Raw genomic sequence first — 14834 nt, 5'->3', positions numbered from 1 at the left:
TAAAAGGTCCCTTTTAAAGGGACCTTTTATATATTAATATATTCCTTGAGCCATCATTGCTTCTGCTACTTTTAAGAATCCTGCAATATTTGCACCAGCTACTAGATTATATCCAAATCCATTTTTTTCTGCTGCAAAACGAGCATTTTCATGTATATCTTTCATTATTTTTTGTAAGTTTTGGTCTACTTCTTCTTCTGTCCATGATAATCTTAAGCTATTTTGTGCCATTTCAAGTCCAGAACATGCAACTCCACCAGCATTTGCTGCTTTTGAAGGACCTACTATTAATCCTTGTTCTTGTAAATATTTAAGTGCATCATTTGTTGTAGGCATATTTGATACTTCACAGTAGTATTTTAATCCATTCTCTACCATTTTCTTAGCATCTTCCATATGAACTTCATTTTGAGTTGCACAAGGCATCGCTATATCAACTTTAACACCCCATGGTTTTTCTCCTTCAAAATATTCTACTCCAAATTTATCAGCATAATCTTTTACTTTATCTCTACCTGACATTCTCATTTCAACCATATAGTTTATTTTCTCTTCACCAGATATTCCATCTGGATCATAAATATATCCATCTGGTCCTGAAAGTGTAACTACCTTTCCACCTAGCTCATTTATTTTTTGAACTATACCCCAAGATACATTACCAAATCCAGAAACAGATACTGTTTTACCTTCAAATGTATCTCCATGATAATTTAATATTTCATTCATAAAGTATGCAGCACCAAAACCTGTTGCTTCTGGTCTTATTAAACTTCCACCATATGATAATCCTTTACCTGTTATAACCCCATTTTCAAATGCGCCTCTTATTCTTCTATATTGTCCATATAAATATCCTATTTCTCTAGCACTTACACCTATATCCCCTGCTGGAATATCTACATCTGGTCCAATATGTCTATATAATTCAGTCATATAAGCTTCACAGAAATTTCTTATCTCACGATCAGATTTACCTCTTGGGTCAAAATCAGAACCACCTTTACCTCCACCCATTGGAAGACCTGTAAGTGAATTTTTAAATGTTTGTTCAAATCCTAAAAACTTTATAATACCTGAATATACTGATGGATGGAATCTTAATCCACCTTTATATGGTCCTATTGCTCCGTTAAATTGAACTCTCATACCACGATTAATTTGAATTTTACCTTCATCATCTTGCCAAGCTACTTTAAAAGATATTTGTCTTTCAGGTTCAGCCATTCTTTCTAATATATTTGCTTCAACATATTCCGGATGATTTTCTAATACTGGTTCTAATGTACTATAAACCTCTTCTATTGTTTGAATAAATTCTGGTTCGTTTGCATTCCTCTGCTTTACTTTCTCAATTACCTCTTCTACATAAGACATTAAAAAACTCCTCCCTTTTTTTGAACTATTAATATATTATGTAACTATATTAACCAAAAATAAACTATGAAAACCTTTTCACATGTATTGCCTTTCAATACAATCTTATGATAACATAAGAAAATTTTTTTGTAAATAAATATTAAGGATTCATAACTTTTTTTATATTAACATTAACACCTAATACATTTAAAGAAGTAGTATACTCTATTTCTTCAATTATATATTTTTGTAATTTCTCTATAAATAAAGGTAAGATTTCTAATTTATCAATATTTATATCTACATTTATTTCTATACCATGAATATTGTTTTTTATATAAATATTATTTATTCTTTCTACATTAGATAATTTATAGGCTGCAATTTTTATTAAATCTTTAAGTACTCCATTGGATATAGTATATTTACCGAGATAACTAAATGTAGGTCTTACTACAGTTTTTTCATAAATATCTTCTTTATTTTTTTCATCTTTCCTTCTAAATATTTTAAGTGTATCAATAAAATATCCTGAAAAATCCTTTTTAACTTCAAATGTAGGTACTGGTATTATATGCTTTCCTTCTTTTTGTCTAGAATTTTTTGCAATTAGTATTTCTTCTTTTTTAGATATTTGATTTATATAAATTTTTTTAGATATTTTAGGTAGTTCTAATGTGTCTGCAATTCTTTCTACCATTCTATCTGAAGTACCAAGTATCAAAATTTTATCTGGAGCATCTGCTTTTAATACGTCCATTACTTCTTTTTTATGCTTATTATCCATAAATAATGCTCTTTTCACTGCACTAATAGTTGAGTTTTCTCTTTTAGCAGATTTACCTGCCATTACTTTTGCTCCTTTTATAAGTAATCCATCATCTAATATATATTTAATTTTCTTATCCTTTGCAACATTTATAGCTTTATAGCTTTTTCCTGTTCCACTTTCTCCTACTAAGGCATAAACCTTCATATAAATCACCTCAAAACTTTAGATATAAAATATTATAACAAAAGGAATCAGCATATGCTAATTCCTTTTAAATTTACACTTTAAATCTATCAATTTGATTATTTAGCTTATCTGCTAAACTATTTAAATTATTAGCAAGTACTGCCACTTGTTCTACTGCAGAAGTTTGTTGTTGCATTGAAGCACTTACTTCTTCTGAAGCTGCAGCTGTCTCTTCTGATACAGATGATATATTTTGTATAGAATCTATTAATTTATCTTTTCCACTTTCGATAGATTTTATAGCATCATCCATTCCTTCAATTCTACTTGATATATCATCAATTTTTAATGATATTTTTCCAAAACTATCATTAACTTTTTCTACTGCATCTCCTTGTTTAATTGAACTTTCCTTTACATCATTCATAACATTTACTGTATTTTTACTTTGAGTTTGAATTCCAACTATTATTTCTCTAATTTCATCTGCTGCTTTTCCAGATCCTTCTGCAAGTTGTCTTATTTCATTTGCAACAACTGCAAAACCTTTTCCATGCTCTCCTGCTCTTGCAGCTTCTATAGATGCATTTAGTGCAAGTAAATTTGTCTGCTCTGCTATTGATGTAATAGTTTGTAATATATTTCCTATGTTTTTAGATTTATCATTTAATTCAAGTACTGCTTTTTCTATATTTTCTGTACTAGTCTTATTATCTACATTTTCTTTCTTTAATGTTTCTACTGCTTCTACACCATTTATATTCAAATCCATTACATCTTTAGTAGAATTCATTATCTCTTCACTACTTGTAACAAGTTCATTTATTTTATCTCCAAATCCTGAAACCATCTGTGCTCCAGTTTCTGCATCCCCTGCTTGCTCAGATGCTCCCTTTGCTATTTCTTCCACTGTGCGTGCTACTTCTTCAGCAGAAGCACTAGTTTGCTCTGATGTAGCTGCTAATTCTTGAGAAGAACTAATTACTTCCATAGATACATTTCTTGAACCTTTTATAAGATTTTTAACTTCTTCTATCATCAGATTAAATGTATCAGATAATATTCCAATTTCATCATTAGACTTTACATCTGATTGTACAGTAAAATCACCTTTTTTCACCTTTTCCATATCATCTACTAATTTGTTTATAGGTTTTGTTATTCTTCTAGAAAAGAATATTGCTATTATACTTCCTATCAATAATACAACTACAGCTATTTCTATTGTATACAATAGAATCTTTTCTAATTCATCTCTTATTTCACTCATATATGTAGCATTTAAAACCTTCCAATCTAATCTATCTATTGTATCAAATGTTGTAAATTTATCCTGTTCTTTTCCGTCTTCTACCATTGAATATTCTACTAAACCTGATTTTTTTTCTTCTACGGCTTTTTTTAATTTTTCAACAGGAACTTCCTTACCAATCAATTCACTATTTGGATGTGTCATTATGTTGTTACTTTTATCTAATAGAATAAGTTGTGTATTTTCACCAAAATCTATCTCAGCTAATCTTTCATTTATAACAGCTAAAGATAAGTCTATAGCTATTACTCCAACTAATTTATCTCCATTGTATACAGGATTAGAAAGTGTTATTACTGTATCTTTTGTATCTTCATCTATATAAGGTTCATTCCAAACTAAACTATTAGACTCTTTTGCTAAGTTATACCAAGGTCTAGTAGTTGGATCATAAGAAGTTTCTCCCAAATCAGTTATAGGAAAATCATAAAAACCACCATTTATATCTCCAAAATATATACTTATTATTTCATTATATGTATTATAATATCTTCCTAATGAATTTGAGACTTTCTCTACTTGTTCAGGACTTAATTCTGTCTCTCCTTCTGGTATCTCTAATTCTGTAAAAATTGGATCGTTTGATATAATATTTAAACTCTTTTCATAACTTGAAAAATAATTATCCATAGTAACTTTCACTTCATCTGTGAATATTTTTGATGTATCTTGTAACTCCCCTTTTAATGAGTTACTAGTCACTAAAAATGAAGAAGTTCCAACATATGATACTGTTAAAAGTATTATTACTATTATTAATGTTACCACTTTTTTAGTTAGACTCTTTTTTCCTGTTGTTTTTTTCTTTTCAACTTTACCCCCTTGTTTAAATTTTGATAATATTTTTTTGAATTGTTTCAATTTTTCCCCACCTCCATTATACTTATCGACATATTTCGTACTTTTTTTAGTAATATTAATTTTTTTTAATAAAATTAATATTATTTTTGACATAAAAAATAGTCTAGTTAAATTTAACTAGACTATTTTAAAATTATTTTGGTCAGCTGTAACTTTTAGAAATCAACTGCCTTAATTTAAGATTCTACCGCCTTTAAAGCTGTTACTATATCATCTACATTGTCAAGAGCTTCTAATAATTCTGGAAGTACTTCAAATAAGTCTCCTACAATACCATAGTCTGCAACTTTAAATATTGGTGCATCAGGGTTTTTATTTATTGCTACAATACAATCAGAAGATTGCATACCAGCTAAATGCTGTATAGCACCTGATATTCCTGCTGCAATATATAATTTTGGTCTTACTGTAGTTCCAGTTTGACCTACTTGGTGAGAATGCTCAATCCATCCTTCATCTACTGCTGCACGAGATGCTCCTACTACTCCACCTAATTTTTCTGCTAATTTTTCAAGTAATTCAAATCCTTCACCTGTTTGAACTCCTCTACCACCAGCAACAATTATTGGTGCTTCATCAAGAGCTACTGTTTCTTTTTCAGATTTAACTATTTCTAATACTTCTGTTTTAAGATCTCCATCTTTAAATTCTATTTCAATATTTTCTATAGTTCCTACTGCATTTTCATTGTACTTAGCTTTTTCCATAACTCCAGGTCTAACTGTAGACATTTGTGGTCTGTTATTTGGGCAAACTATTGTAGCCATTAAATTACCACCAAAAGCTGGACGTGTTTGAAGTAATTTTCCATCTTCTTCATCTATTTCTAAACGAGTACAGTCTGCTGTAAGTCCTGTAGCTACTTTAGCTGATACTCTTGGTCCTAAATCTCTACCAATTGTTGTAGCACCTATTAACATTATTTCAGGCTTTTTATCTTCTATAAGATCAGATATTACCTTAGCATAAGCATCTGTAGTATAATTTTCTAATTTTTCATGATCTACTTTTAGAACTTTGTCTGCACCATATTTAATTAGTTTTTCAGCATTTTCATCTAAATCTTTACCTAATAATACAGCACTTAATTCTACTCCTCTTTTATCTGCTATTTTTCTTCCTTCACCAAGGAGCTCTATAGAAACATTTAATACTTCACCAGATCTTTGCTCTGCAAATACCCATACTCCTTTATAGTCATCTATATTAATTTTACTTTGTACCTCTTCTTCATCTTTAACTATTGCATCCACTGGACAAGCTTCAACACATTGTCCACAAAGTGTACAATTATCCTTTATAGTTGCTTTTTTATCAATCATATCTATAGCATCAAATGGACATACTTTTACGCATATTCCACAACCAATACATTTGTCTGTTATTACTCTTATAGCCATTATTGTCCCTCCTTTGGTTTTATATTATTTGTCTTTCTTTAAGTCTAACTATTAAGTTTCTTACTTTTTCGTCAGTTGTTCCTTCTAATTGTTCTCCAGCACCTTTTGTAGCTGGTGTGAATGATTTCTTAACTTGTGTTGGAGATCCTTTAAGTCCTATTTGTGTATTATCAACTATGATGTCATCTAATGACCATACTTTTATTTCTTTTTCTCTAAATGCATCATATATTCCTCTAATTGAAGGATATCTAGGTTCATTTAATTCACCTATTGCAGTAAGAAGTACTGGCATATTTGTCTTTATTTTATAATATCCATCTTCTATTGCTCTATGAGCTATTACTGCATCTCCTTCTACATCTAATTTTTCAACATATGTTATTTGTGGCAAATCAAGATGCTCTGCAATTTGTGGTCCAACTTGTGCTGTATCACCATCTATTGCTTGTCTTCCACAGAATATGATATCAAAATCACCTAATCTTTTTATTGCTCCAGCAAGGGTAGTAGATGTTGCCCAAGTGTCTGCTCCAGCAAACGCTCTATCACTTAATAATATAGCATCATCTGCTCCCATAGCTAAAGCTTCTTTTAAAGCTAACTTTGCTTGAGGTGGTCCCATAGTTAGTACTGTTACATTTGCATTATATTTATCTTTTAATCTTAAAGCTTCTTCCAAAGCATTTTTATCATCAGGATTTATTATACTTGGAACGCCTTCTCTTATAAGAGTTCCTGTTTTTTTATCTATTCTTACTTCATTTGTATCAGGAACTTGCTTTATACATACAATAATATTCATCCTCTTTCCTCCTATCATTTTTAAGCTAATACATTTCCAGCTATAACCATTTTTTGAACTTCTGAAGTTCCTTCATATATCTCTGTAATCTTAGCATCTCTCATCATTCTTTCTACTGGATAATCTTTTGTATATCCATATCCACCATGTAATTGAACTGCTTTTGTAGTAACTTCCATTGCAACTTCTGATGCATAAAGTTTTGCCATAGCAGCTTCTTTTCCATAAGAAAGACCTTTTGCCTTTTTATCTGCTGCATTATATACAAGTAATCTCGCTGCATTAATTTTAGTTTCCATTTCTGCTATCATCCATTGTAATCCTTGGAATTTTGCTATTGGTCTACCAAATTGTTCTCTTTCTTTTACATAGTTTACTGCTTCATCCATAGCACCTTGAGCAATTCCTAGTGCTTGAGCAGCAATACCAATTCTTCCTCCATCAAGAGTAGACATTGCTATTTTAAATCCTTTTCCTTCAGAACCTAATAAATTTTCTTTAGGAACTTTTACATTTTGGAATATTAATTCTGTTGTAGCTGATGCTCTTATACCTAATTTATCTTCTTTTTTACCAATTTTAAATCCTTCATAGCCTGCTTCAACTATAAATGCACTTATACCGCGAGTACCTTTAGATTTATCTGTCATAGCCATTATGATATAAATATCTGCTTGGCCACCATTTGTAATAAATACTTTTGAACCATTTAATATATAATGATCTCCTTCTAATTTTGCAACTGTTTGTTGACCAGCTGCATCAGTACCAGCATTAGGCTCTGTTAAACCAAATGCTCCTATTGATTTTCCTTCTGCAAGAGGTTTTAAATATTTTTGCTTTTGTTCCTCTGTACCATATTTATATATTGGCCATGCACCAAGTGATGTATGTGCTGATAATATAACACCTGTAGTACCACATTTCTTAGATAGCTCTTCTACTGCTATAGCATAAGCAATCTCATCTCCACCTGCTCCACCATATTCTTTAGGAAATGGTATTCCTAACATTTCGGCTTTAGCCATCTTTTCAACTGTTTCTTTTGGAAATCTTTCAGTTTCATCTATTTCTGCTGCAATAGGTTTAACTTCTTTTTCAGAAAATTCTTCCATGACTTTTCTAATCATTTTTTGCTCATCATTTAGACTGAAATTCATTTTTTACCCTCCTTAAATATATAAAACAATTATTTGCTTTTTCTTTTCGTATATTTATAATGCATAATACGTGCCAATAGATAAAAAAATATCAATTTTTATTTATAAATGCTTAAATTACTATGTTATATATTTTTTATTGAAAATAATAACTCTGTTTTATTGTTAATTATATAACTAAATCTGTGTTGTTTTTTATACACTTCAAATAAAAACCTCTGACACTATTGTTAATTACAAGACAAAGATAGAGTGTGTTAATTTTTATACACTGTATGGAAATTAGGACAGAATAAAAGCTTAGGTTTCCCTAAGCTTTTATTCTATCTTATATTTATCCATTTTTTCATATAAAGAAGACCTACTAATATTTAGTATTTTTGCTGCATGTACTCTATTTCCACTTGTAAGTTCGAGAGCATTTATTATTGTATTCCTCTCAGTAATTTCTACTGCTTTTTTTAGTGAAAAGCTAGTATCTTCATTATTATTATTTTTTCCTCTTATATATTCAGGTAAATGAGAAATATCTATCTCACATCCTGACTCAACAATATTTATAGCTCTTTCAAGTACATTTTCAAGTTGTCTTACATTACCAGGCCAATGGTATGTCTTTAAAATATTCCTAGCTCCATCAGATATTCCTTTAATATATTTACCTACATCCCCTTTATGTTTTTCTAACAGTATATCTATTAAAATATCTAAATCTTCTTTTCTTTCTCGTAAAGGAGGAATATTAAGTTTTATGACATTTATTCTATAATATAAATCTTCTCTAAATTCACCTTTTCTAATCATACTGCTTAGATCTCTATTTGTAGCAGATATAACTCTCACATCGATTGGATATGTTTTATTAGAGCCAATTGGTTCCAACTCTTTTTCTTGTAAAACTCTAAGTATCTTAGCTTGCATATTTAATGGCATATCCCCTATTTCATCTAAGAAAATAGTACCTCCATCAGCTAATTTAAATTTTCCTATTTTTCCACCTTTTTTTGAACCAGTGAATGCACCCTCTTCATATCCGAATAGTTCTGATTCTAATAAATCCTCTGGTATTGCAGCACAATTCATTTTTACAAAGGGTTTTAATTTTCTTGGACTTGCATTATGAATAGAATGAGCAAATAACTCTTTACCTGTACCACTCTCACCTACTATAAGTATTGTAGAGTTACTTTTTGAAGATTTTTGTGCAAGTAACTTTACTTTATTCATAGTATCACTGTTTGAAGGTATATTTTCAAATGAATATTTAGCTCTTCTTTCCTTTATAAGCTCTTTCTTATAATATTTAAGTTCATTTTCAATAACATTTAATTTTTTAGCAAGAGAATTTACCTGTTGTATATCTCTAAACATAATTTTCCCTATTGCACCAACTACTTTACCTTCTTCAATAATTGGTATTCTCATAGCTACAATATTTCTTGAACCTATTTTTTGTATTTCTCCAATTTCTGACTCTCCTGTATCAAGTATTACATGAAGTCTTGTATTTTCTATTACATCTGTAACATCTTTTCCTATTACCTCATCTTTATCAACATTCAAAAATTTTGCATAAGAATGATTTATCATAGTTATTTTTCTATTTTTATCAATTACAACTATTCCGTCATATGCATTATTTAATATAGTCTTTAATGTTCCAGTTAAGTTTTTTTCTGTATCTAACTTCCTGTTAATTACATTATTTGTATTATAATACGCTTTTAATAAATCAGTATTTGTCAAAACTCCTACTAAATTATTTTCTTTATCTAATACTAAATTCCTACCCATATTCATATCTAATATTTTATCTGTATCTTGATCTGGATAAATCCATTTGATGTCCTTATTCATTATATCTTTAATTTCACTATGCAAATCTATATTATTTGCTATAGCATAATATAAGTTTTCTTTTTGAAAAATTCCTATAAGTTCTCCTCTAGAATCTAATACAGGTAAAGAGTCTATCTTATTATCATACATTAATCTTGCAGCATATATTATTTGTTTATCTTGATTTATAGTTATAGGATTTCTAGTCATTACATCATTTACTTTCATAATTTCCTCCATATTAGAAAAGGCCATCTATAAGACGGCCTTTATTTTTTCTCTTTTAAAAGATAAGATAATGTAAATAAACTTTCATTTAAATGTACATCTTCAACTGTTATATTTTCTGGTACTTTTAGATCTGCTGGAGCAAAGTTCCAAATACCTGTAACTCCACTTTCTACTAAAGTATCAGCTATTTCTTGACTACCTTCTTTAGGTGTACATATAATGCCTATTTCAATATCATTCTCTTTTATAAACTCACCCATATCTTCCATAGCCTTAACTTCTACATCTCTTAACTTTTTTCCTGTTACTTTAGGATTTTTATCAAATATACCTAAAATTTCAAATCCTGAATCTGAAAATCCTCTGTAATTTGCAATTGCTTGACCTAAATTACCTGCTCCTATTAGTACAGCACGATATGTTTTATCTAATCCTAAAATTTTCCCTAATTCTCTTTGTAGATCTTCTACATTATAACCATAACCTTGTTGTCCAAATCCACCAAAATTATTTAAATCTTGTCTTATCTGAGAAGCAGTAAAATCTGTAAGTTTACTTAGCTCCTTTGATGAAATCCTTTTAATATCATTTTCTAAAAGTTCAGATAGATATCTATAATATTTCGGCAATCTTCTTATTACAGCCATAGAAACATTTTTATTTTTCATTCCTAATCCCTCTCATTCATTCAAATTTATAAATATGTTAATTATATAACATAACATTAGCATGCGTCAAATTTTGCACTAAGATTATTATACTAGATTTTTATATAATTATCAAAGTTTATATACCATTCTTAATACTATACCCAATTATATCTATTTTTAAAAACTGTACTTCAAAAAAAATATCATATATAATAGGATAAGAAATAAGGAGTGAAAAAAATGATAATCTTATCATGTAATAATATAAATAAGTCTTATATTGGAGAACCAATTTTAGAGGATATATCTTTTGCAATAAATGAAAAAGAAAAAGTTGGATTAGTAGGCTTAAACGGTGCTGGAAAATCTACACTTTTTAAAATATTAATAGATGAAATTTCTATGGACAGTGGAGAAATATATATTGCAAATGAAACTAAATTAGGTTATTTAAAACAAAACACATTATTTGAAAGTGAAAAAACAGTATATGATGAAGCTTTAGAAGAATTTAAAGATATTATTGATTTAGAAAAAAGTATAAGAAAATTAGAAATAGAAATAAGTGAAAAAAGTAAATCTGATAACTTAGAACAAATGGACAAACTTATGAATAAATATTCTAGATTATCAGAAGAATTTAATGAAAAAAATGGATATGCATATAGTAGTGAAATTAAAGGTGTATTAAAGGGACTTGGTTTTTCAGAAGAAGAATTCTATAAGCCTATAAATAACTTAAGTGGTGGTCAAAAATCAAGAGTTCTACTTGCAAAACTATTACTTAAAAAACCAAATTTATTATTATTAGATGAACCTACTAATCACCTAGATATTGATGCAATAAATTGGTTAGAAAAATATATAAAAGAATATAATGGAGCTGCAATTATAATATCTCATGACAGATATTTTTTAGATTCTACTGTTACTAAAATATTTGAATTAGAAAATAGAAAACTTCAAATATATAATGGAAACTATAGTACATTCATGAAAAAGAGAAAAAAAATAATAGAACTAAAAAATAAAGATTATGAAAATCAACAAAAAGAAATAAAAGATGAAAAAGAAAAAATAAGAAAGCTTGCATTAGGTGGTAAAAGAGCCATTAGACAATCTAAAAGTAGACAAAAAATGATTGATAAAATAAATGTTTTAGATAAACCTAAATCTATAGATGGTCGTTCCAAAATAAAATTTGAACCTAAGATAAAAAGTGGTGATGATGTTTTAAAAGTAGAAGACATATCAAAATCCTTTGGAGAAAATGAGTTATTTAAAAATGTTTCCTTTAATATATATAGAGAAGAAAAAGTAGGGCTAATAGGACCAAATGGAGTAGGTAAAACAACACTTTTCAACATAATATTAAAAAACATAGAAGCAGATAGTGGAAAAATAAATATTGGCCACAAAGTGAATGCAGCATATTATGATCAAGAACAAACAAACTTAAATACTAATAAAACAATAGTAGATGAAATTTGGGATGAAAACCCATCATTTGATCATTATACTATTAGAAGTATTTTAGCCAGATTTTTATTTACTGGTGATGATATATTCAAAGAAATATCTACACTTAGTGGTGGAGAAAAAAGTAGATTGTCTCTTATGAAACTAATGCTTTCTAAAGCTAATTTTCTGCTCATGGACGAGCCAACAAATCATTTAGATATTGATTCAAAGGAATCATTAGAAGATGCTTTAATAGATTATACAGGTACTTTATTTGTCATATCTCATGATAGATATTTTCTAAATAAAGTAACAGACAAAATACTTGAATTAACTAACGAAGGTTTAGAAGAATACCTAGGAAATTATGATTACTATATTGAAAAAAAGAATGCAATAATAGATGTTGAAGAAAATAAACCTACTAAAACAAAAACTCAATTAAAAAATGAACAAAAAAAACAAAAAGAAAAAATACGTAATGAAAAAAAGAAAAAAAAGAAAATTAAAGAAATAGAAAAACAAATTTCTGATTATGAAAAACAATTAAATCAATTAGAATATGATATGTGTTTACCTGAAATATATTCAGACCCTGGAAAAAGTACTGAAAACATAAAACAAAGTAAAATAATAAATGAAAAATTAGAATATTTATATAATGAATGGGAAATGCTACTTTCAGATTAATAGAAAGTAGCATTTTGTCTTATTTTATCATTAAAAAAAGATTATTGTTTACCAAACATGCGTGCTAATTATATCTGTTTAAATATAATTGGGCATAAATTAAAGATTATATACAAATAATCCACATTTTATACACATAATCCCCAAACTTATTAACATTTTCTTTTAGAACATACCTATTTCAGAGTTCTTTTCCACATTATCCACAGAATTTGTAGATAAAACTGTAAACATTGTGGAAAAGTCATGTTATTATATCTTTCGCCAAAATTCAATTTTCAAGTTAACATAATACATTAATTATACTTTCTATCAAATTCTTTCTGAGTCATTACTAACAATAATATTCCTTGAATAATCCCTATTATTTCTGGTATTCCAGTCCATGCAAATAATAACATAAATATTCCTTGTCCAGTTTGTCCAAGATAAAATTTATGAATACCAAAGCCACCTAGAAATATAGCAAGCAATCCTGCAATAAACTTATTTTTCATATAACCATCCTTTATATGTTTTATTACAATAATTATACCCTAATCTCCTAGTTTTAAATTTGGAACTGCATTTAAACTAAGGTCAGAATACTTATTATTTATATAATTATAATATCCAGCTGATGCAATCATAGCTGCATTATCAGTACATAATACTCTTGATGGATATTTAACCTCTATATTATATTCCAAAGCTTTCTTCTGCATTAATTCACGAAGTCCACTATTTGATGCTACTCCTCCAGCTATAGCTATTATTTTAGAATTTTTCATTTTAGCTAATTTAACTGTTTTATCAACTAATACCTCTATTACAGCATTTTGAAAGCTTGCACATACATCTTCTACAACTATATTTTCACCTTTTTGCTTCATGCTATTAAGGTAATTTAATACTGCTGACTTAAGACCACTGAAACTAAAATCAAAGCTATCTTCCTCTAAATAACTTCTTGGAAAATCTATTGCATCTTTATTTCCCTTTTTTGCTAGATCATCAATGATTGGACCACCTGGATAACCTAAATTCATAGCTCTTGCTATTTTATCAAATGCTTCACCTGCAGCATCATCTCGAGTTCGACCTAATATTTCATATTTTCCATAATCTTTTATATAAACTAAATGTGAATGTCCACCTGATACTATAAGACATACAAAAGGCGGCTTAAGATCTGGATATTCTATATAATTTGCACTAATATGCCCTTCTATATGATTAACTCCAATTAATGGCTTATCTAGTGCAAAACTAAGTGCTTTAGCATATGATAAACCAACTAAAAGAGCACCTACAAGACCAGGTCCATATGTTACTGCTATATTATCTATATCATTTAATGATAACTTTGCTTCATTTAAAGCATCATCCAATATATAATCTATTGTTTCAATATGTTTTCTAGAAGCTACTTCTGGAACTACTCCTCCAAATTTTTTATGAAGATCTATTTGTGAAGATATTCTATTAGTTAAAACTTCTCGTCCATTTCTAACTATTGCTATTGAAGTTTCATCACAAGAAGTTTCTACTCCCAATGTAATTACATTTTTCAAAATTATCCCTCCAAAACTATTTAATTTAATTATATACCATGTTGAATATTATAAACAAGTTCTACAAAAACTAATTTTAATCACTTTAAAAGGAGTGTGATTTTATGCCAAAAAATAGACATATAGGATATGATGGTGTAGATAAGAATAATAGTTTTTTCAAAGAATTATATAAAGCAACTGCCTTTGGTGATTTATCTCTTTATAATAATATGAATGAATTTACAAATCCTAAAAGAGATAAAATTCATTTTGATAAAAGAAAAAACGAATTTAGATAAGTAATAAAAAATATTAGGACACCTAATTAGGTGTCCTAATCTAACTTTACATCCATACTTGATAAAATTTGATCTATAAGATTTAGATTACATTTATGATTTGCATTAAAATGTTTGCAATTTTCACAACTAATAGTCTCTTCCCCCATAGATTTTACTTCTGACCTTAGGTTTTGATTTTCTTCAAAATTATATTTACTACATCTTTCAGCTATATTTTTTAATTGATCTTTATTTGCCATATTTATATCACTCAATTTATCATCTCCCAAAT

13 protein-coding genes are annotated in these 14834 nt (G+C 28.4%); 2 read left to right on the top strand and 11 right to left on the bottom strand.

Features of this window, described 5'->3' with window-relative positions; all coding sequences use genetic code 11:
• Nucleotides 1-33: 33 nt before the first annotated feature.
• From gdhA to E0D94_RS03915, 8 genes are all read right to left on the bottom strand, one after another.
• Nucleotides 34-1377 (bottom strand): NADP-specific glutamate dehydrogenase, encoded by a 1344-nt coding sequence (gene gdhA, locus E0D94_RS03950; protein WP_130806004.1) that lies wholly within the window; start codon nt 1375-1377, stop codon nt 34-36.
• Between the two features lie 142 nt (nt 1378-1519).
• Complete coding sequence (locus E0D94_RS03945) at nt 1520-2335, bottom strand: hypothetical protein (RefSeq protein WP_130806003.1); 816 nt, start codon at nt 2333-2335, stop codon at nt 1520-1522.
• A gap of 73 nt (nt 2336-2408) precedes the next feature.
• Nucleotides 2409-4490 carry a methyl-accepting chemotaxis protein gene (locus tag E0D94_RS03940; RefSeq protein ID WP_165442856.1) on the bottom strand — a complete coding sequence of 694 codons (2082 nt, stop codon included), beginning with the start codon at nt 4488-4490 and terminating at the stop codon, nt 2409-2411.
• Between the two features lie 176 nt (nt 4491-4666).
• Entirely contained in the window at nt 4667-5890 is a 1224-nt protein-coding gene (locus E0D94_RS03935; RefSeq protein WP_130806001.1) for an electron transfer flavoprotein subunit alpha, read from the bottom strand.
• A gap of 19 nt (nt 5891-5909) precedes the next feature.
• Nucleotides 5910-6695, bottom strand: a complete 786-nt coding sequence (locus tag E0D94_RS03930; protein WP_130806000.1) for an electron transfer flavoprotein subunit beta/FixA family protein — start codon at nt 6693-6695, stop codon at nt 5910-5912.
• Nucleotides 6696-6715: 20 nt separating this feature from the next.
• On the bottom strand, nt 6716-7855 hold the full coding sequence (locus E0D94_RS03925) for an acyl-CoA dehydrogenase (protein WP_130805999.1): 1140 nt from the start codon (nt 7853-7855) through the stop codon (nt 6716-6718).
• 318 nt (nt 7856-8173) lie between these two features.
• Nucleotides 8174-9922, bottom strand: coding sequence for a sigma 54-interacting transcriptional regulator (locus E0D94_RS03920; RefSeq protein WP_130805998.1), 1749 nt, complete (start codon nt 9920-9922; stop codon nt 8174-8176).
• Between the two features lie 41 nt (nt 9923-9963).
• The gene (locus E0D94_RS03915) at nt 9964-10593 is read right to left on the bottom strand and encodes a redox-sensing transcriptional repressor Rex (protein ID WP_130805997.1); all 630 of its coding nucleotides are present in this window, start codon (nt 10591-10593) and stop codon (nt 9964-9966) included.
• Nucleotides 10594-10815: 222 nt separating this feature from the next.
• Here E0D94_RS03915 and E0D94_RS03910 point away from each other — a divergent pair, with 222 nt between their 5' ends.
• The gene (locus E0D94_RS03910; RefSeq protein ID WP_130805996.1) at nt 10816-12726 is read left to right on the top strand and encodes an ABC-F family ATP-binding cassette domain-containing protein; all 1911 of its coding nucleotides are present in this window, start codon (nt 10816-10818) and stop codon (nt 12724-12726) included.
• A gap of 296 nt (nt 12727-13022) precedes the next feature.
• Here E0D94_RS03910 and E0D94_RS03905 read toward each other — a convergent pair whose 3' ends face one another.
• Both E0D94_RS03905 and tsaD read right to left on the bottom strand, forming a co-directional pair.
• Complete coding sequence (locus E0D94_RS03905) at nt 13023-13223, bottom strand: TM2 domain-containing protein (RefSeq protein WP_130805995.1); 201 nt, start codon at nt 13221-13223, stop codon at nt 13023-13025.
• A gap of 39 nt (nt 13224-13262) precedes the next feature.
• Nucleotides 13263-14282: a tRNA (adenosine(37)-N6)-threonylcarbamoyltransferase complex transferase subunit TsaD gene (gene tsaD / locus E0D94_RS03900; RefSeq protein ID WP_341274568.1), complete on the bottom strand. Its 1020-nt coding sequence runs from the start codon at nt 14280-14282 to the stop codon at nt 13263-13265.
• Between the two features lie 101 nt (nt 14283-14383).
• Here tsaD and E0D94_RS14720 point away from each other — a divergent pair, with 101 nt between their 5' ends.
• Nucleotides 14384-14560, top strand: a complete 177-nt coding sequence (locus tag E0D94_RS14720) for a hypothetical protein (RefSeq protein WP_165442855.1) — start codon at nt 14384-14386, stop codon at nt 14558-14560.
• Nucleotides 14561-14595: 35 nt separating this feature from the next.
• On the opposite strand, the gene E0D94_RS03895 is transcribed toward E0D94_RS14720, so the two are convergent.
• Nucleotides 14596-14817 (bottom strand): hypothetical protein, encoded by a 222-nt coding sequence (locus E0D94_RS03895; protein ID WP_130805993.1) that lies wholly within the window; start codon nt 14815-14817, stop codon nt 14596-14598.
• Nucleotides 14818-14834: the final 17 nt, after the last annotated feature.

Source organism: Senegalia massiliensis (assembly GCF_900626135.1).
Taxonomy (GTDB): domain Bacteria; phylum Bacillota; class Clostridia; order Tissierellales; family SIT17; genus Anaeromonas; species Anaeromonas massiliensis.
The sequence above is the reverse complement of the archived record's forward strand: the minus strand, read 5'-3'. Positions and strand labels throughout refer to the sequence as shown.